We start from the raw sequence: 18,043 nt of genomic DNA, 5'->3' as shown, positions 1-18,043 counted from the left end.
TTGACACCTTGCCTACTGGAAATCCACTTCCGGCGCCTCTTCGGCTCCTTCAGTGGTGGCCTGGTATGTCTCACGTAAGGGCATATCGCGGTACAGAATCCCGTGCCAGATTTTTCCGGGGAAAGTGCGAATTTCCCGGTTGTAGCGTTGCACAGCCTGGATATAATCCCGCCGCGCCACACTGATTCGGTTCTCAGTTCCCTCCAGTTGGGACTGCAAATTGAGGAAGTTTTGGTTGGCTTTGAGGTCAGGGTAGCGTTCGACGACCAACATGAGGCGAGATAGCGCACTGGTGAGCTGGGACTGGGCTGCTTCAAATTGTTGCAGTTTGGCTGGATCGTTGAGTAGATTGCTGTCTAATTGTATTGAATTGACTTTGGCTCGGGCTTCAGTAACCGCCTGCAGAGTTTCGCGCTCATGCCCCGCGTATGCCTGTACGGTTTTTACCAGGTTGGGCACAAGGTCTGCACGGCGCTGGTACTGGTTTTCAACCTGGGCCCAGGCAGCTATTACCTGTTCGTCGTAAGTGGGGATATTGTTGATGCCGCAGCCACTGAGTATGGTTACCAGTAGGCAAATCAGGGCGCAGTGCCAAGTGGGCAGGTTACCGGCAGTAGCATGGGGCATGCGGAATATCCTTATTCTCCCTTGAACCAACCAAGAATAGTCCGCCTTAGTCTCTGTGCTGGGGACGGCACAGAGATGAAGTCGAAATGGCACTAAAAGCAACAATTTTCAAGTCGAAAGTACAAATTGCCGATATGGATCGGGACTACTATGCTGAACACCAGCTAACTTTGGCGCGCCATCCATCGGAAACCGATGAGCGAATGATGGTGCGTTTATTGGCATTTGCGCACAATGCCGCAGACTCCCTTGAGTTCACCCGCGGGCTCTCTTCTGATGAGGAAGCGGACCTGTGGCAGAAGAACCTCAGTGGTGAAATAGATCTTTGGATAGAAGTAGGCTTACCCACTGAGGAGCGCCTGCGCAAGGCCAGTAACCGGGCTGCAAGGGTTTTAGTTTACAGTTATGGGCGTCGTACCGCGCCGGTATGGTGGCATAAGTTGGAGAGTCCGCTCGCACGCTTTGATAACCTGAGAGTTTATCATTTGGCTGCAGAAGCCACTGAACAGCTGGCGGCAATGGCTGAACGTAATATGGATTTCAGTATTACCATCCAAGATGGCCATATTTGGCTGGCGGATGGCACTAATAACGCGGAGATTACTCCGGAAATCTGGAAATAGGAGCAGAGAAATAAATGCCTTCTTTTGATATTGTATCTGAAGTGGACAAGCACCACTTGACTAACGCGGTAGACCAGGTAAATCGCACAGTAACTAACCGATTTGACTTCAAAGGCGTAGATGCAGAAGTGGAGTTGAGTGAATTCTCCCTGGTGGTTCGCGCCGAGGTGGATATGCAGGTAGACCAGATGGTGGATATGCTGCGCAGTGCTCTAATCAAGTGTGACATCGATCCCCTCGCGATGGAGGTAGGTGAAAAAGAGCAATCCGGCAAGCAAGTTAAAGTTGGGGTGACCCTGAAAAATGGTCTCGACAAAGAACTGTCAAAAAAAATCGTTAAGCTGATTAAAGACGAAAAGCTCAAGGTGCAAGCGGCCATCCAGGGTGAGCAAGTGCGCGTTACCGGCAAGAAGCGTGACGACTTGCAACAGGTGATCGCCTTACTCCGTAGTAAAGAGCTGGAGCAGCCCCTGCAGTTCAATAACTTCCGCGACTAATTGGATTTGTAGTGATCAAGTGTTCTCTCTTCAGTGTCGTATGTATATTGCTTTCGCCATTACTGGCGATAGCTGAAGTCAGTCCAGCCAAGTTGCAGGCCAGCTATTGGGTGGACAACAGCGAAGGCCTGGATATTTCTGGTTTAAGCTTTTGTGCTGATAATCTGCTCGCAATTTCTGATAAGAACTCTGCAGAAGTTTATATGCTGAAGTTCCGGGGCGGGGATGCTCATTTGGTATCCCACCTTCAATTAACTGGTCTGGAAATACCGGAGCATGATGAGCCTGGGAATCTCTGGGTTGCATTTAAAGAGCTCTTCCGCTCTGCAAATGAACTGGATTTTGAAGGAGTAAGTTGTGATGAGGATGCAATTTATTTAGTCAGCGAACACTACAACCGCATTGCGGTAGTGGATGGACAGGGCGATGCAACCTGGCAGGAGCACCTCTGGTCACCTATTGCCAAGTCCCAAGGCTATCTGCAAAAAACCAATGCCTCCAGTGAAGGCCTGGTTAAGGCCGGTGACAGCTTTTGGGTGGCTATGGAGCGCGAACCTCGTGGCCTGCTAAAGCTCAGCCCCAATGGAGAGGTTAAGGTGTTTGCCTTACCTAAGGTGGCTGGCCTGGATTTTGCCGGTCGCTCCGAGGATTTGACCGGTTTGGACTACTACGATGGCGCTCTGTTTACTCTGGAGCGTAATGCGCATGCGGTATGTCGCCGGATCTTGCCAAGCCTGGAAGCGGAATGGTGCCTCGATTACCGTGCGCTTGAGGAATCCCCTGAGCGGGTTTATGAAGAGACCCGTTATGGGAAAGGGGAAGGGTTGGCTGTCAACGAGCGAGGGATTTTTGTCGTGCTCGACAATAATAATGTCGGCCGTTCCATGGCCCCTGATGATAGGCGTGCGCTCCTACTGCATTTGGCTTTCCCTGATGACTCTCAATAAGGGCTCAATAAACTAAAAAAGGGGATTAAAATGCTGTTGAGGGCACTAAGTACCCCCTTCCAGTCCGGTGCGCAGCAAATCCGCGTATATTTGATCTTGAGGCTGAACCTTAATCAATAAGGTCTACCCTGCGAACTCTCATACTATCAATACTCTCCAAAATACATTTCTCGGTGATTATCTTTCTATTTGCCGAGTTATTTTGCAGGCAACTCCCGCTCTTTGCTGCTCCCTGTGATTTAGATCCTTAAGGAATAGGGTCGATATAATATCTACAGTAATAATATGAGAAATCAAAGTATAAATAACCGACAAATTGTCGATGAGTGCCGGGGCAACTATGCTGAGTAATAGCTAGTCTTGGTACATCACCTATTCAAAATCGATAGGTGGATATTGGCTGTATTCTGAGAATACCATGCGTTTCCAGGATTTTTTTTCGAGAAGGCATCATCCAATCACTGGGAACATTTCAGGCATTTAAAATTACAATAGCCGGGTTGGCCTCTATGCTCAATGATCTCCACAGTAAGCTGGATTTGTCGTGACTAAGCGCTTTTTTTTAGGTGTCATATGGGTTCTGTTGTCACCCATGGGGCTGGCGACTGAAATCATTCCCGCCAAAAAAATTACCCACTATTGGGTGGATAATAGTGCCGGATTGAGTACTTCCGGTTTAAGCCTCTGTAATGATCTTCTGGTTACAGTTTCTGATAAATATTCAAGAGAAATTTACCAGATTAAATTGGAAGATGGGCGTGCAAAACTGGAGACTTTCTTAACTCTTTCAGGGTTGAAGGTGCCTAAGAAAGATAAACCTACAAATCTTTGGCATTTTATTTTGGAGTTAACCCGGCCGGCAGCTGCTATGGATTTTGAGGGGATCAGCTGTGTAGATAATACAATTTATATATTGAGTGAGCGTTATAACCGCATTGCTGAAGTAGATATGGAAGGCAGGGGGCACTGGCTGGAGAATATGTGGTCCTCTATGGCAAAGGCCCAGGGATACATGCAGGGGTACAACCTCTCCGGCGTAGGTTTAGTCAAAGTAAATGATGATTTTTGGGTGGCTATGGAGCGTGATCCACGTGGTTTGGTTAAGCTGGGCCCCAAAGGGAGTGTTCAAATATTTACACCGCCACCGGTTGCAGGCTTGGACTTTCGCGGGGAATCAGAAAACCTGGCGGGGTTGGATTATCATGATGGGGCCCTGTTTACCCTGGAGCCCAATGCCTATGCAGTGTGCCGAAGGGCCCTGCCAAGTTTGAAGGCCGAGTGGTGCCTGGACTACCGGGAGATTGAAGAGTCACCTGAACTAAAATATGAGGCTGCCCGAACTGGGGGTAAAGGCGATGGGCTGGCTGTTGGGGAAGATGGCATTTTTATAGTGTTTGATAATGATAACATCAGCCGCAGCGCGGACCCTCAGGATCGCCGTGCACTCTTTCTACAGCTGGGTTTTCCCGGTAGTGCTGAATAGTTATCAGGGAGCTGCGACCTTTCTTCCCTTGATCAGGTTTCGAATTAACTGTCAGATTTTGGGATAAAGTTTTAGAGGTGGGGTAGATCTGTATTGCTAAACAACTTTGCAGTAAATTGGATCTCACATGATAAAGCACTATTTCTATTTAATTGCCGGTGTATTGCTGTCACCTGCAGGTTTTACAACGGAAGTCACCCCTGCCAAAAAAATAACTCATTACTGGCTGGACGGCAGTGCCGGAGAGGGTACATCCGGATTGAGCTTTTGTGATGGTGAACTACTTACCGTTTCCGATAAAAATTCAGAAGAAATTTTTAAAATTAAGCTGGAAGGTAGGCGCGCTAAGCTGGAATCCTATTTAAAGCTATCGAGTCTGCTGGTCCCAAAGAAAGATAAGCCCCGAAATTTCTGGCACTTTATTCTGGATTTCACCCGGCCGCCCGGTGCAATGGACTTTGAGGGGATTACCTGCTCTGATAATCTCATTTATCTAGTGAGCGAACGCTATAACCGTATTGCTGAGATTGACAGGCAGGGCAATGCCCGGTGGTTGGATACCATGTGGTCGTCAGAGGCAAAAGCCCGAGGGTATATGCAGGGATTCAATCTCGCAAGTGAGGGGTTGGTAAAGGTCGGTGATGATTTTTGGGTGGCAATGGAGAGCGAGCCCCGCGGCTTGGTGAAGCTCAGCCCCAATGGCGATGTCCAGCTTTTTACCCTGCCGCCGGTTGCTGGTTTGAACTTTCGTGGGGAAGTCGAGGACCTGGGAGCTCTTGATTATTATAATGGAGCCCTGTTTACATTGGAGGGAAATGCTCATGCTGTGTGTCGAAGAACCTTGCCAAGTCTGAAAGCAGATTGGTGCTTGGATTATCGAATGCACGAGAGATCTTCTGAACTGCAATATGAAGCAACTCGCAAAGGTGCAAAGGGTGATGGGCTGGCTGTTGGTAAGGAGGGTATCTTTATAGTGTTCGATAACAGTGATGTCAGTCGTAGTGCAGCCCCCAAGGATCGGCGTGCACTCCTGTTGCAATTGGCATTCCCGGACATTGATTAATAGATGTTAGAGGGAAAGTAGTTGATGTTGTACTTGGCTATTTATTTGGGATCTGCCTTGAACCAAATAGTTAGGTTTGTAGTGGAAGGTATTCATTGCGATATAGGCTCAAGCAGCTCGACGGCTATTGCGATTAATTGGAATTAACGTGATTAAGTGTTTTTTCTTTGTGCCTGTTTTTATGCTCATGTTATCAAAAGCAATGAGTGCCGAAATTATTCCCGCCAAAATGCTGGCAAGCTACTGGGTAGATAACAGTGCAGGTGTAAGCCTCTCTGGATTAAGCTTTTGTGATCAACTTGTCACAATTTCTGCTAAAAACCCTAAAGAAATTTATACGCTTAAAGTTAATGGTGAGCGAGCTGAGCTAGTGCCTCATATCACCCTATTTGGGTTGAGGGCGCCAAAGGGAGAAAAGCCTACTAACATCTGGCACTTTATTCTGGATTTATTCCGGCCGGCATCTGCAATGCGCTTTCACGGGGTTTGTTGTAGAGCTGATGGCACATTTGTCGTGAGTGAACGCTATAACCGGGTTGCGGAAATAGGCAGGGATGGCAGGGCGAATTGGCAAGAACATGTGTGGTCACCAGCGATAAAACATCGAGGATATCTGCTCAGGTACAACAATGGCGGCGAGGGCCTTGTGCAGGTTGATGATAACTTGTGGGTGGCAATAGAGCGGGAGCCCAGGGGGCTGCTTAAACTGGAACCCAATGGAACGTTTCAGGTTCTCTCACTGCCGCCCGTCGATGGATTGGATTTCCGTGGTCGGCCGGAAAACCTGAGAGGCCTTGATTACTACGATGATGCCCTATTTACGCTGGAAAGCAATGCGCATGCGGTCTGTCGTAGGTCCCTACCCGGCTTGAGTGCGGAGTGGTGCCTGGTTTATCGTCATCATGAGGAATCGCCTGAGCATGCATATCAAGTGTCCCGTTTTGGTGGTAATGGTGCCGGGCTGGCTGTGAATGATCAGGGCATCTTTGTGGTTTTCAATAACAACAATATCAGTCGTGCCCAGGTTCCCCATGACCGCCGTGGGCTGATGTTGCATCTGGCCTTACCAGAGGGCTTTTGATAGGTGGTGGCTAAGAAGTTGCCGGCACTGCTGGAGGAAATACGTGCTTGTCGCCTATGTGAGGAGCACCTGCCCCTGGGGCCCAATCCGGTCCTTCACGCGTCGGAGTCCGCGCGTCTACTAATTGTCGGCCAAGCACCGGGTACTAAAGTCCATGCAACCAGTATCCCTTGGAATGATCCTTCTGGAGATCGGCTTCGCGACTGGCTGTCTGTTGAAAGGGAAACTTTCTACAATCAATCCCTGATCGCTATTATCCCTATGGGTTTCTGTTATCCAGGCCGTGGAAAGGGGGGTGACCTGCCGCCGCGCCCTGAATGTGCTGCCACCTGGCACAAAAGCCTGTTGGAGCAGCTTCCCAACTTGCAACTTACCCTGTTAGTGGGACAATACGCCCAGCGCCACTACCTGCCGCATTGGTATGGCAGTATTACAGAGAATGTGCGCCACTACCGTGATGCCCTGCCGGCCCGCTACTTCCCTCTGCCACACCCCAGCCCACGCAACACTTTATGGTTGCGCCGTAGGCCCTGGTTTGAGGAAGAGGTGGTGCCGGAACTGCGAAGACAAGTACAGAAAATACTCAAGGTTTAACGATGCCGGTTCCGGACAATATCAAGATTCATCCCTCCTGGTTCGATGTAATGGGGGGGGAGTTCAAAGAGCCCTATATGGCTCAATTGCGCCAGTTCCTGCGAGGAGAAAAAGAGGCAGGCAAGCGGATTTACCCACCTGGCGGACAGATTTTCAATGCTTTTAACTCCACGCCCTTTGATCAGGTAAAGGTGGTGATTCTGGGGCAGGATCCCTACCACGGCCCCGGCCAGGCCCATGGCTTGTGCTTTTCTGTGATGCCTGGCGTACGTATCCCACCTTCACTGCAGAATATCTATAAAGAGCTGTACTCAGATCTTGGTATTTCTCCTGCCCATCATGGCTGTCTTCAGCCTTGGGCGGAGCAGGGTGTATTATTGCTAAATGCCACTCTCACGGTTGAAGATAGCAAGGCCGGAGCTCATCAGGGGCGTGGTTGGGAGCAGTTCACCGACGCCGCTATTCACAAACTGGCAGAACAACGCGAAGGGCTGGTTTTTGTGCTGTGGGGTAGCTATGCGCAGAAAAAGGGGAGCTTTATTGATCGTAATAAGCACCTGGTACTGCGTGCGCCACACCCGTCCCCTCTTTCAGCTCATCGAGGTTTCTTTGGTACCCGGCCTTTTTCTCAGGCTAATCACTGGTTACAGCAGCGTGGTGAAAAGCCGATTGAGTGGGCATTGCCGGAGGCTAACCAGTTGCACAGGGTTGCTATAGAGGTTTAGGCGCCCGCTGATTGATAATTAATTTTAAATGAATGGACTGGTATTTTTTGACTAGTCCAATTAGATTTTTGGTTAATGCCCAGTAATTTTATTTATAGAAACCAAACTGAAGTGCCCTCTTGTACTTATGGGGCTTCCCTTTTGCTAAGTTCGGTATATTTTAGTTAGGATATTTTATCGCCTCTCCTCAAATGAAAACTATTATCAGTATTCTATTGGGGGGCTATATAGTGTATTGGATGTTGTTATTGGGTGTTTTTTAAGGTTGACTGCATTAGCGGGATGGAAAGTTCGTCGTGTATTTAATCGAATTAGCCCCCCAGATATATCTATCGCTCAACAATATCCAATAGTTTGCTCGGTCTTGTCTAAAGGTAGCTAATTTTTTCTATCTGGATCTATTTTGGTGCAACTCCCGTTGCAAAAATTACCTGCAGGATCCCTGTATATTTTTCGGCAAGCAAAAGTTCATTACCTTATACTGGGATTTTAGATTTTTAATTTATTAAACTCCAGGTTTGTCAAATTTTTTCGGGTGGGGAGTGTGCTGTGGAATTTCTATTTCTAGATACTGTTCTTGATTGGCTATCTATCCCTTTTATAGAGGCGGGTTTTACTACATTGTTCATCGGCACGGCAGCTTTCTGTAAGAAGAAGTTTGACGCAAAGCCTTATAGAGCTCTTTTGGATAGATTTCTTGGTGATTCCAGTTCAGACATTCATGTCGTTCTTCCATTGATTAAGCAAGAATCCCTTTTTTCAGAAATAACAAAGACACAAAGTCCTATCCCGGATAATGTATTGTTTATGCCTTATGATGAATCTCTTGCGACACAGATGTTGAAGGATAGAATAAGTGAAATATACCCTAAAAGAAGGGTGGTTTTTCATGACTCCCATAATTTTGTGCATGATCAAAAAACATTTATATGCATTGGTGGCCCGGCTATCAATGTAGTGAGTCGCGATTTATTGTTAACCAGAATGATCGATTCTAAATTTAAGATGGACTTTTTAGGACGCTTTGCTTGTGATGAAACAGATGGTCGGGTTTTCATGTCGAACACTTCTGGGGGTTCTATCACTGAAGATTATGGTTTTATATTTATAACAGAGAATCCCTATCAGAGAGACTGTTGTGTATGTCTGGTATTTGGGATCTGGTCTCATGGAACCAATTCAGCGATTCAAGCCCTCTGCAGTAAAGGTGCCCATCTTTCTGAGCTTGTAAATGAGTTAAAAACAAATAAGTCCATTTTTGCAGTTACAAAGTCTACTGTAAGGGGGATGGTGACGGGATTCCCTTCAATGGAGAGGGTGAGGGGTATAGATTCACCGATTTCAACAAGTCCAAGTTAGCTTTTTGGTTCTGCTAATATTTATTTGGATTGTTTTAGGCCAAATATGACATGTTCGTTTGAAGGGTAGAGGTTTTTCAGTTTAGATGGAAGTGTCTATCTCTATAAGTAAAGCCAAGGCCGGATTATTAAACCTAGCAGGGTGGCTTGGTGACCTTTTCAAAGGTTGCAATATTTTTTATTAAAAGGTAAAGCCGGTGCTTTATTTCTAGTCGTTGTAGACGTTTTCCCTGTGAGTGAGGTGAGCTCTTCATTGGCCACTTATGAATATTCATTTTCTGGATAATATTCGGCTTCCTGAAATTAGAAGCTAAAGCGCAACTTATGTGGTTGCTCGAGTTGAGAAACGATTCAATTGATGGTTGAATCGTGAATAAATCATGCTAATTGCTAATTGCTAATTGCTAATTGCTAATTGCTAATTGCTAATTGCTAATTGCTATTCTATTTGCTTGCACTTTTAGGTGTCTGGTTTATTTGTGGAATGGTTAGTAATAAGAGAGTTAAGTAGGGAGGGTAATAAATCTTATACGATTTTTTTGAGTGTTGATGGGGGCAGGTTGAAGTGAATGGAAAGGACGGCTATAAGCCGCCCTGGAAGTATTTGCGGTTACTCTAATTAGGCCAACGGATCATCATCTGCATCGTAGGGGAGCTCCTGAATGTCCAGGATGCGGCCGTCTTTCAAATGAAGTTGTTCACCAGCAGCGACTTTGGCAATGGTGAGTACCGCGAGCAGCTCAATGCCATCTTTGCTGTGGCAGGCCTCAACCAAGTTGCCAATGCTTTGCTTTCCATCCCCGAAGATTTCCAGGCCGCTGGCGGGGAGGTCGCCCCCTTCACATTTTGCGCGATATAAACGGCGTTTTGCGGCGCCGCGGAATTGCATTCGGGCGACTACTTCCTGGCCGGTATAGCAGCCTTTCTTAAAACTCACGCCGCCGAGCAAGTGCAAATTGGTCATCTGCGGGATAAATATTTCGGAGGTGGCGGCATCAACTTGGGGAATGCCTGCTTCTATCTGCTTTTTTTGCCAGATATCGTAGCCCGTAGCCTCGCATTCGCTGGAGAGCTTTTGCCAGAGTTGCTGTGTCTTGGAGACCGGAATTAATAGGGCCAGCTGGGATTCATTGACTATCTGGACGGTGCAGCGCTCGCCATCAAAATCAAAATTAATAACTTCGCCGGGGGAGGGCGCTTTGAAGCCCAGTAGCTGCGCGGCCTGTTGCGCTACCTGCGGGCCTTGTAAGCCGAGCCAATGGTGCTCTTCGCTAATATCTGTGAGCTTCGCCTTAAAAAATACTGCGTATTTGGCCAGTGCCTGCTGGGCAATCGGTGCCAGGTCGCGGGGGAGGCGGAATATAAATTCACTCTGGGATAGCTTCAGGGCACTGAACGTGCTGATCATGCGTCCCTTGGGGTTACAGTGGGAGCCCAGTGTGCTGTGCCCATCCGGCAGATTCACCAGATCGCAGGTGAGCTGGCCTTGCAAGAATTTCTGGCTGTCGGGACCTGTAATGGAAACGGCGCCTAGAGGGCCGAGATCAATCAGGTGAAGCCCCTGTGGGTCATCAGTACTGGTAAGGGGGAAGTGGGCTCTGCCGCCTTCCCAAATGGCGCCTTCGCTGCTGAGAAAATCCTGCCACTGTTGCTGATCCATAGTGCTGCCACCTCAGGTTGTCTTGGTGGCATTACTTGGGGGTTGTAACGCCCCTTTTCAAGTTTGCACGGGCAGCGGGTATACTGCGCTCTTTAACCTGGTTGGAAAAGAAGTATGGATCGCAACCGCCTGTTTTGGGCCAGTCGCCGCGGCATGTTGGAGCTGGACCTGGTACTGCTGCCATTTCTGGATAATGTCTACGAAACTCTGGAGCCTGAGGATCAGCAGCTTTATATCCGGCTGTTGGATGAGCAGGATCAGGATCTGTTTGCCTGGTTCCTGCGCCGCGAGGATCCGGCTGATCCGGACCTTCAGCGCATAGTGCAGATTATTCGTGACAATACCGGCCTGCAGGAGTAGCACCTCTATCCATTTTGAGCGCAGCGCCCGCCTGAGCTGTGTCGTTGCGCCGTCCCCTCTCCTGTTTCTCCTTTTGGTAATGGCTACGCTACAAGCCGCAATTCTTTTATGGCTTTGCAGGCTACCGTCCTGGTTATTCTGGTCTTTGCTGTTTCTTATTTTGGCGGTTGCGTATTGGGAAGTGCGGCGCCTGACGCTGATGGTGGGAACATTGTCCACTCGTGAGCGACGCTGGTTCTGGCGAGTGGTTGAAGGTGATGAGCGTGAGTTTGAGTTTTGTCGCGAGCTGGTATTGTGGCGTTGGCTATTGGTGATTAATGGGCGGGACTTACAGGGCCGGCGCCTGTATCTGGTACTGGCAAAGGACGCCCTTAATGCAAGTGATTGGCGCCGATTACAGGCGGCGCTGCGATTCTCCCGTTAGGTTGAACTGCAGCCCGAGCTATTTCTGTGTGATTAGATGAATTGCCGCTGGTTGGCGAAATTCTCTGGTACCAGCACGGTATCCATTGCCAGTTCCCGCAGGCCTGGATAGTCCAGGGAATAGTGCAGGCCCCGGCTCTCGCGGCGATCTAGGGCGGAGCGGATAATTAATTCGGAAACCAATGCCAGGTTGCGTAGCTCCACCAAATCGTTGCTGATGCGGTAGTTGGCATAGAACTCTCGAATCTCCCGTTGCAGCAACTTTACCCGGTGCTGGGCGCGCAACAGTCGTTTGCGTGTACGCACAATTCCCACGTAGTCCCACATAAAGCGACGCAGTTCGTCCCAGTTGTGGGAGATTACAACATCTTCATCAGAGTCTGTCACTCGTGAGGCATCCCAGTCAGGTGCTCGGCGCGGTGCCTGTACTGAATCCAGATGTTCCTCGATGTGTAGGGCGGCAGAGCGTGCGTATACCAGGCACTCGAGTAGTGAGTTGCTGGCCAGCCGGTTGGCGCCATGCAGGCCGGTGAAGGTGGTTTCGCCAATGGCGTACAGCTGATCCAGGTCGGTGCGACCGTGCTGGTCCACCATTATTCCACCGCAGGTGTAGTGGGCCGCGGGAACCACGGGGATCGGTTCGCGGGTAATATCAATACCGTACTTAAGGCAGTTGCTATATACCGTGGGAAAGTGCTCGCGCACAAAGTCAGGATCTTTGTGAGAGATATCCAGGTACAGGCAATCTGCGCCGAGGCGTTTCATTTCATGGTCAATTGCACGGGCGACGATATCCCTGGGCGCGAGCTCGCCGCGCTTATCGAAGCGTCCCATAAAGCGACTGCCGTCGGGCAGCTTCAGTTGTGCACCCTCTCCACGCAGGGCTTCTGTAATAAGGAAGGCTTTGGCTTTGGGGTGATACAGGCATGTGGGGTGGAATTGATTGAACTCCATATTCGCTACCCGGCAGCCGGCACGCCAGGCCATGGCGATACCATCACCGCTGGCACCGTCGGGGTTGCTGGTATACAGATAAGCCTTACTGGCCCCGCCGGTAGCGAGTATGACCGCCTTTGCCTGGAACAGCTCCACTTCATCGGTGTTCTTGTTCAGTACATAGGCGCCGGCGCAGCGGAAACGCCCTTTTTCAGGGGCGGGTTGGCGGATCAGGTCGATGGCCACGTGATGCTCGAAGCAATCGATATTAGGGTTGTTTAGTACCTTCACCAGTAGGGTGCTGTGCACGGCTTTGCCGGTAGCGTCGGCACTGTGAATGATACGCCGGTGGCTGTGCCCACCTTCCTTGGTCAGGTGGTAGTCGTCCCCTTCGCGGGTAAAGTCGACCCCCTGATTGATCAGCCAGTGAATGGCTGCGTTGCTCTCCTCCACCGTGAAGCGAGCAGACGTTGGGTGGCAGAGTCCGGCACCCGCGTCTAATGTGTCTGCAATATGCGACTCCACCGAATCCATCTCATCCAGCACCGCGGCGATCCCCCCTTGGGCGAACCAGGTGGAGCCGTCCTGCAACCGCTGCTTGGAGAGCAGGGCCACGCGATACTTGGCTGCAAGGTGCATGGCCAGAGTGAGGCCTGCGGCACCGCTGCCAATTACGAGAATGTCGTAGTTTGCCTGGGCATTCATAGATTTCATTTATCTTTTAGGGTCGCGTAGTATAGCGCCTCCTGATTATTCGTCGATTTGACGTGGAACTTATGTCCTATTGTCAGTGTCATCAACAGAGTAAAAGAAACGCCTGCGCAGGCAGTCTCTTAATAAGTAGAAGTGGCGCCCGCAGAGTGGCTGGATATGGGAGTTGGGGATGACAGCGCATCAGGCGTCAACGAGTGACCGTGAGCTGGTAGAGCGGGTTCAAAAGGGAGATAAGCGCGCCTTTGATCTTTTAGTACTCAAGTATCAGCACAAAATTGTTGCTGTAGTCAGTAGGTTCATCAAGGACCACAGTGAGGTACAGGATGTAACTCAGGAGGCCTTTATCAAGGCCTACAGGGCACTGGCCAATTTCCGCGGTGACAGTGCCTTCTACACATGGATGTACCGTATCGCGATTAATACCGCTAAGAACCATTTGGTTTCCCGCAGCCGTCGCCCCCCGTCCTCCGATGTGGATCTGGAGGATGCCGAGTTCTACTCGGGTGCTGATTTATTGCGGGACAACGAGACACCTGAGAACCAGCTGTTTCGCGACCAGCTGGAGACCGCGGTGCATCGCGCTATTCGCGCACTGCCAGAGGATCTGCGTTCAGCAGTTACGCTGAGGGAGCTGGAGGGACTGAGCTACGAAGAGATCGCCGAGGTGATGGGGTGTCCGGTAGGAACCGTGCGCTCTAGGATATTTCGCGCACGGGAGGCGATAGACCGGACAGTCCAGGCTGTGATGGCCGGCGAGCCGGAAACACTGGGTGACAGAAGCTAATTTTGCGGGAAATTTTCCCTCTTGGGGAAACCAACCGCCGAGAGCTCGGTCATAACTCATACCAACTATGGTGCGTGTGGGCACCGAATAAACGATTGCACAAGAGGGTTAACCCCTATGTCCCACGGGAATCATCAGGAACGTCTCAACGAGTCGCTCTCGGCGCTTATGGATGGCGAAGTCAGCGAGTTGGAGCTGCAACGGATTTTGAAGTCCTCTGCAGCTTCTGAAGAGTTGGGTGAGCGCTGGTCACGCTACCAACTGGCTGCGAGCGTTATGCGACGCGAGCAAATCGCCCCTGTAGATAGCGGTCTGTCCGCGAGTATCTCGGCGGCGATCGATCTCGAAGAGCCCCTGTCTAAAGGGGAGAACCACGCTACTGTATCAGCCAGCGGGCTGGTTAACAGTCGCTGGTGGCGCCCGCTTTCGCGCGGTGCTGTGGCGGCCACAGTAGCCTTCGCAGCAATCCTCGGGGTACAACAGATTGCTGATACCCAGCAGAACCCTGTGCAGGGTATTGACCAAGTAGCCGAAATCGAGCGCCCGGCACAGCCGGTAGTGCAGTCGGCACCACAGCCATCCGGTTTTTATGTGCCGGCTCCCTCGACTCGCTCGGTGAGCACGGCCACTCCGCGCTTTGTACCGGAGCAGCGCGGTGGCGTCGTTGGCCAGGCGGTTATTCAGCAGGCGCCTACGCCTGAGTTGATGCGCCATTTGAACCGAGTGATGATTCAACACTCCGAACAGGCCGCGCATGTGGGTAGCCAGGGTATGGTGCCCTTTGCCCGCGCGACTTACGGCGAACAGGTTGGAATGTAGTGTGACGAGAGTCGTATTCAGGGGGAGTCTTATCAGTAGTTCAATCCGCAAGGTCGGCAGTCTGTTTTTGGCTTCCTCTCTGTTGGTACCGCTGTCATTTGCACAGGAGGCTACCAGCGTCGATCCGAATGTTCCCGGCACCGTAAATCTGGATATGGCTAGCTCTCAAGCTGCAAGTTCGGCGCTGGAAGACCCTGGCATGGCACCTGCTGCGGCAGCTGACTCGGCGATTTCTGGGGCTGCGGTGGTCGATCCGGTTGCGCCAGTAATGGCAGAAACGGCTGTTATGGAACCCTCGGCGGCTGTCCCCAGTACGCTAATGGGGTCCAGTGCACTAAGTGCTAGGACCGGCAGCAATGAGGTTGAGCAATGGCTGAATAAACTCGCCAAGGCTGTCAGCGAGCTGGAGTACAGTGGCTTGGTCACTTTCGAGCATGCCGGCATGCTGGAGACCCTGCAAGTGGTACATGCTGTGCGAGATGGTGAGCAGGTTGAGCGGGTCCGCTACCTGAGCGGCGAGCCGCGTGAATTGATCAGTCACGGTAGTGGCGGCAACTGTGAGTTTGGCACTTCCCCCAGTGCCAGAACTACGTTGTGGAATGCGGTGGGACAGCAGCAGGTGCAGCGTGCCTACCAGTTTATCCTGCGGGGTGAGGAGCGGATTGCGGACCGGGATGCGGTGGTAATCGAAGCCAGGCCCCGCGATCGCTACCGCCTGGGTCTTGTGGTCAGTCTAGACCGGGAAACAGGCCTGCCGCTTAAAACCATGCTGGTGAGTACCCAGGGGCGTGTGCTGGAGCGCTACCAGTTTGTCCAGCTGGATTTGTCTCCCGTTGATGATTCCTCTTTACAGGCCGTTTCGAATAACGCCAGACGTATCGACAATCGCAGTACTTGCGAAGCATCCCAGAGCCGCTGGCAGGTGCGCTGGCTGCCGGATGGATTCAAGGTGGTTTCAGTGAAGCCCCTGTCTGACGGCGATATGATGGTCTTTAGTGATGGTCTCGGTGTCTTCACCGTGTTTGTGCAGCGTCTCGGCCCCGAGCTGGAAGACTTCAAAGGCCGAGCTATTCGCGGTGCCACCGTCGCATATATGGATCGCATGGAAGTAAAAGGCGTAGCCTATACAGTCACAGTGGTAGGCGAAATCCCCGACGCCACGGCGCGCAGAGTGGCTAGCTCCATCATCGAAAAAGGCTGATTTGCTTGCTGGAAGAGCGCGGTCGAATTGTGGCCATAGAAACCGACGCTGTGTGGGTGGAAACCACCCAGCGCAGTGCCTGTAATGGCTGTGAGGCTAAATCCGGTTGTGGCACAGGCCTGCTCGGCGACTTCTTTTCCTCCTCCACGCGGGTGCGGGCGGTTTTAAATGGTCTCCCCGCTGATAAAATCTCCCTGAATGACATAGCAGTTATTGGAATTGCCGAAAATGCCCTGACCAGCAGTACCCTGCTTGTTTATATGGTCCCATTGATCTCCCTGGTACTGGTGGCGCTGTTGGGCGACCACCTGTTCGCTGAAATTGGTGCTGTTACAGGCGCGTTACTCGGCTTGCTGACAGGTGCCCTGGGGGTGCGCTGGTACAGCCGTCGCCAATCCACCAACCCCACTTACACTCCTGTGGTGCTGCGTATTGAGCCCGGCAGCGATCACTCCTAACCTAAACTGATATCTCCAAAACCCGATTGGAGATTACCCATGTTGGCCCGCTGCTATGCCGAGCGTTGGCCCCTGCGCACAGCTTTCGTTATTTCCCGAGGCGCTCGCACCGAGGCCGAAGTGGTTGTGGTAGAGGTAAAATGGGACGGTATTGTTGGCATCGGCGAATGCACCCCCTACGCCCGCTATGGCGAGAGCCCCGATTCGGTGATACACCAGCTGGAGCCACTGTTGTCTGAGCTGGCCGCAGGGCTGGACAAGGTCGAGTTGCAGTCGCGCCTGCCTGCGGGCGCCGCGCGCAACGCCCTGGATTGTGCGCTGGCGGACTGGGAAAGGAAGTACCGCGGGGAAGGCTTTGCTGGTCCTGATTCACTACCCACCGTGCAAACCCTGGTGATAGAGAGTCCTGAGGCAATGGCGGGCGCGGCGAGCGTAGCCATTGCCCGCGGTGTGGAAGTGTTAAAATTGAAGCTGGATGATCAGCTTGTAAATGAGAGGGTGACTGCGGTACGTGCTGCCGCTCCCGAAGCCCAGCTGGTGATTGATGCCAATGAAGCATGGAGCAGTGATGGCCTGATTGAGCGCTGTGAGCAGTTGGCCGATTTGGGTGTGGCTATGCTGGAGCAGCCACTGCCTGCGAGTGATGATGAATTCCTGGAAGCGTTTCCCCACCCATTACCAATCTGTGCAGATGAGAGCTGCCATACCCGCGCAGATTTACTGCGTCTGAAAGGCCGCTATGAGATGGTCAATATCAAGCTTGATAAGACCGGTGGCATTACCGAAGCGTGCGCACTGGCTGAAGAGGCCGCTGCTGAAGGATTTGAGCTGATGCTGGGCTGTATGCTTTGTACTTCGCGGGCAATTCGTGCGGCCTGGCCTTTGGGGCCCAGAGCGCGCTATCTGGATTTGGATGGTCCCACCTGGCTGGCAAGGGATGCTGAGCCTCCTTTACGCTTTGGTGCCGGTCGGGTTTATTGGTCGTAAGTGAGAAGGTCGACCAGTATAGAAAAATAGTCCTCACTGGCAGCATCTGCGGAGATCGGTGGAAATTCCACCGTAATGCAGGGGAGTTCCCGCTCGGCACACCAGGTACCAAATGAGCCTGGGGTCTGGTAGCCGATGTCCTTGACCAGCTGTAACTGCAACTCTTTAGCCAGCCAGGTGCCGAGATCTGTAGACTCCGGGTCTTCGACGCAGCCGAGCGGCTCATGGATGGATACAGTCCATGCGGGTTTGAGCTCGGCAATCAATCGGCACAGCGCGGCGATCTCACATTCTGAAGCTGGGCCCTCTCCGGTGCTGAGCCTGACATCGCGGGCCTCAGCGGCGCTGTTCCAGCGGTATACATTACCGCTGTCATCCCAGTTTTTTGTCGCAAAATTGCGGTTGAGGTCTACGCCACAGGCATTGCAGCGGGTACCCAGTTGGCAGCCGTCGGGGTTAACTGCCAGTATCACATGGTGCTTGAGCTGTCCTGACGCCAGTGCGCGCAGGGCACAGGATAGGGCGACTACAGCGGCGACTTCATCACCGTGAGTGCCGGCCATAATCAGCCCATGCTTGTCGCCGGACTGTGCGGGAAAATAAAATAGCGGGGCGCCGAGTGCGCTGTATCCATACAGTTCTCGGGGCAGGTGAAATTGACCGCGCTCGGGTCGCGGGCGCAATATGGACATCGCTAGCCCTT

At 51.6% G+C, this 18,043-nt stretch carries 20 protein-coding genes; 16 read left to right on the top strand and 4 right to left on the bottom strand.

Features of this window, described 5'->3' with window-relative positions; all coding sequences use genetic code 11:
- Positions 1-12: 12 nt before the first annotated feature.
- Positions 13-627: a LemA family protein gene (locus tag GL2_RS00270; RefSeq protein WP_143728753.1), complete on the bottom strand. Its 615-nt coding sequence runs from the start codon at positions 625-627 to the stop codon at positions 13-15.
- A gap of 86 nt (positions 628-713) precedes the next feature.
- Between GL2_RS00270 and GL2_RS00265 the strand changes: the two genes are divergently transcribed.
- From GL2_RS00265 to GL2_RS00225, 9 genes are all read left to right on the top strand, one after another.
- Positions 714-1,250: a YaeQ family protein gene (locus tag GL2_RS00265; RefSeq protein WP_143728752.1), complete on the top strand. Its 537-nt coding sequence runs from the start codon at positions 714-716 to the stop codon at positions 1,248-1,250.
- 14 nt (positions 1,251-1,264) lie between these two features.
- Positions 1,265-1,747 carry a YajQ family cyclic di-GMP-binding protein gene (locus GL2_RS00260; protein ID WP_143728751.1) on the top strand — a complete coding sequence of 161 codons (483 nt, stop codon included), beginning with the start codon at positions 1,265-1,267 and terminating at the stop codon, positions 1,745-1,747.
- A gap of 11 nt (positions 1,748-1,758) precedes the next feature.
- Entirely contained in the window at positions 1,759-2,694 is a 936-nt protein-coding gene (locus GL2_RS00255; RefSeq protein WP_143728750.1) for an esterase-like activity of phytase family protein, read from the top strand.
- A 544-nt stretch (positions 2,695-3,238) separates the two neighbouring features.
- Positions 3,239-4,177: an SdiA-regulated domain-containing protein gene (locus tag GL2_RS00250; protein WP_232053714.1), complete on the top strand. Its 939-nt coding sequence runs from the start codon at positions 3,239-3,241 to the stop codon at positions 4,175-4,177.
- A gap of 127 nt (positions 4,178-4,304) precedes the next feature.
- Positions 4,305-5,240: an esterase-like activity of phytase family protein gene (locus tag GL2_RS00245; RefSeq protein ID WP_143728749.1), complete on the top strand. Its 936-nt coding sequence runs from the start codon at positions 4,305-4,307 to the stop codon at positions 5,238-5,240.
- A 202-nt stretch (positions 5,241-5,442) separates the two neighbouring features.
- A complete protein-coding gene (locus GL2_RS00240; RefSeq protein WP_232053713.1) occupies positions 5,443-6,321 on the top strand; it encodes an esterase-like activity of phytase family protein in 879 nt (292 codons plus the stop codon).
- A 3-nt stretch (positions 6,322-6,324) separates the two neighbouring features.
- The gene (locus GL2_RS00235) at positions 6,325-6,915 is read left to right on the top strand and encodes a uracil-DNA glycosylase family protein (protein ID WP_370452086.1); all 591 of its coding nucleotides are present in this window, start codon (positions 6,325-6,327) and stop codon (positions 6,913-6,915) included.
- Between the two features lie 2 nt (positions 6,916-6,917).
- Positions 6,918-7,640, top strand: coding sequence for a uracil-DNA glycosylase (ung, locus tag GL2_RS00230; protein WP_143728748.1), 723 nt, complete (start codon positions 6,918-6,920; stop codon positions 7,638-7,640).
- Positions 7,641-8,189: 549 nt separating this feature from the next.
- Positions 8,190-8,999 carry a hypothetical protein gene (locus GL2_RS00225; RefSeq protein WP_143728747.1) on the top strand — a complete coding sequence of 270 codons (810 nt, stop codon included), beginning with the start codon at positions 8,190-8,192 and terminating at the stop codon, positions 8,997-8,999.
- A 618-nt stretch (positions 9,000-9,617) separates the two neighbouring features.
- Here the strand turns inward: GL2_RS00225 and GL2_RS00220 are convergent.
- Positions 9,618-10,658, bottom strand: a complete 1,041-nt coding sequence (locus GL2_RS00220) for a folate-binding protein YgfZ (protein ID WP_143728746.1) — start codon at positions 10,656-10,658, stop codon at positions 9,618-9,620.
- Between the two features lie 114 nt (positions 10,659-10,772).
- Between GL2_RS00220 and GL2_RS00215 the strand changes: the two genes are divergently transcribed.
- Together GL2_RS00215 and GL2_RS00210 are read left to right on the top strand one after the other, a co-directional pair.
- Positions 10,773-11,018, top strand: a complete 246-nt coding sequence (locus GL2_RS00215) for a succinate dehydrogenase assembly factor 2 (RefSeq protein WP_143728745.1) — start codon at positions 10,773-10,775, stop codon at positions 11,016-11,018.
- A 79-nt stretch (positions 11,019-11,097) separates the two neighbouring features.
- Complete coding sequence (locus tag GL2_RS00210; protein ID WP_370452161.1) at positions 11,098-11,442, top strand: protein YgfX; 345 nt, start codon at positions 11,098-11,100, stop codon at positions 11,440-11,442.
- A 32-nt stretch (positions 11,443-11,474) separates the two neighbouring features.
- On the opposite strand, the gene nadB is transcribed toward GL2_RS00210, so the two are convergent.
- Positions 11,475-13,082, bottom strand: coding sequence for an L-aspartate oxidase (nadB, locus tag GL2_RS00205; protein WP_370452160.1), 1,608 nt, complete (start codon positions 13,080-13,082; stop codon positions 11,475-11,477).
- Positions 13,083-13,260: 178 nt separating this feature from the next.
- On the opposite strand from nadB, the gene rpoE reads away from it, so the two are divergent.
- The 5 genes from rpoE to ycjG all read left to right on the top strand — a co-directional run bounded on the left by rpoE (position 13,261) and on the right by ycjG (position 17,340).
- Entirely contained in the window at positions 13,261-13,875 is a 615-nt protein-coding gene (gene rpoE, locus GL2_RS00200; RefSeq protein WP_143728742.1) for an RNA polymerase sigma factor RpoE, read from the top strand.
- 117 nt (positions 13,876-13,992) lie between these two features.
- Positions 13,993-14,694 (top strand): sigma-E factor negative regulatory protein, encoded by a 702-nt coding sequence (locus GL2_RS00195; protein ID WP_143728741.1) that lies wholly within the window; start codon positions 13,993-13,995, stop codon positions 14,692-14,694.
- A gap of 1 nt (position 14,695) precedes the next feature.
- Positions 14,696-15,895: a MucB/RseB C-terminal domain-containing protein gene (locus GL2_RS00190; RefSeq protein WP_172621008.1), complete on the top strand. Its 1,200-nt coding sequence runs from the start codon at positions 14,696-14,698 to the stop codon at positions 15,893-15,895.
- Between the two features lie 5 nt (positions 15,896-15,900).
- Positions 15,901-16,353 carry a SoxR reducing system RseC family protein gene (locus tag GL2_RS00185; protein ID WP_172621007.1) on the top strand — a complete coding sequence of 151 codons (453 nt, stop codon included), beginning with the start codon at positions 15,901-15,903 and terminating at the stop codon, positions 16,351-16,353.
- A gap of 39 nt (positions 16,354-16,392) precedes the next feature.
- Positions 16,393-17,340: an L-Ala-D/L-Glu epimerase gene (gene ycjG / locus GL2_RS00180; protein ID WP_143728739.1), complete on the top strand. Its 948-nt coding sequence runs from the start codon at positions 16,393-16,395 to the stop codon at positions 17,338-17,340.
- On the opposite strand, the gene mpaA is transcribed toward ycjG, so the two are convergent.
- Positions 17,328-18,032: a murein tripeptide amidase MpaA gene (mpaA, locus tag GL2_RS00175; RefSeq protein ID WP_143728738.1), complete on the bottom strand. Its 705-nt coding sequence runs from the start codon at positions 18,030-18,032 to the stop codon at positions 17,328-17,330. The genes ycjG and mpaA overlap by 13 nt on opposite strands.
- Positions 18,033-18,043: the final 11 nt, after the last annotated feature.

Origin of the sequence: Microbulbifer sp. GL-2 (genome assembly GCF_007183175.1) — a bacterium.
In the GTDB taxonomy this organism is placed as follows: domain Bacteria; phylum Pseudomonadota; class Gammaproteobacteria; order Pseudomonadales; family Cellvibrionaceae; genus Microbulbifer.
This window is presented reverse-complemented; position numbering and strand designations above follow the sequence as displayed.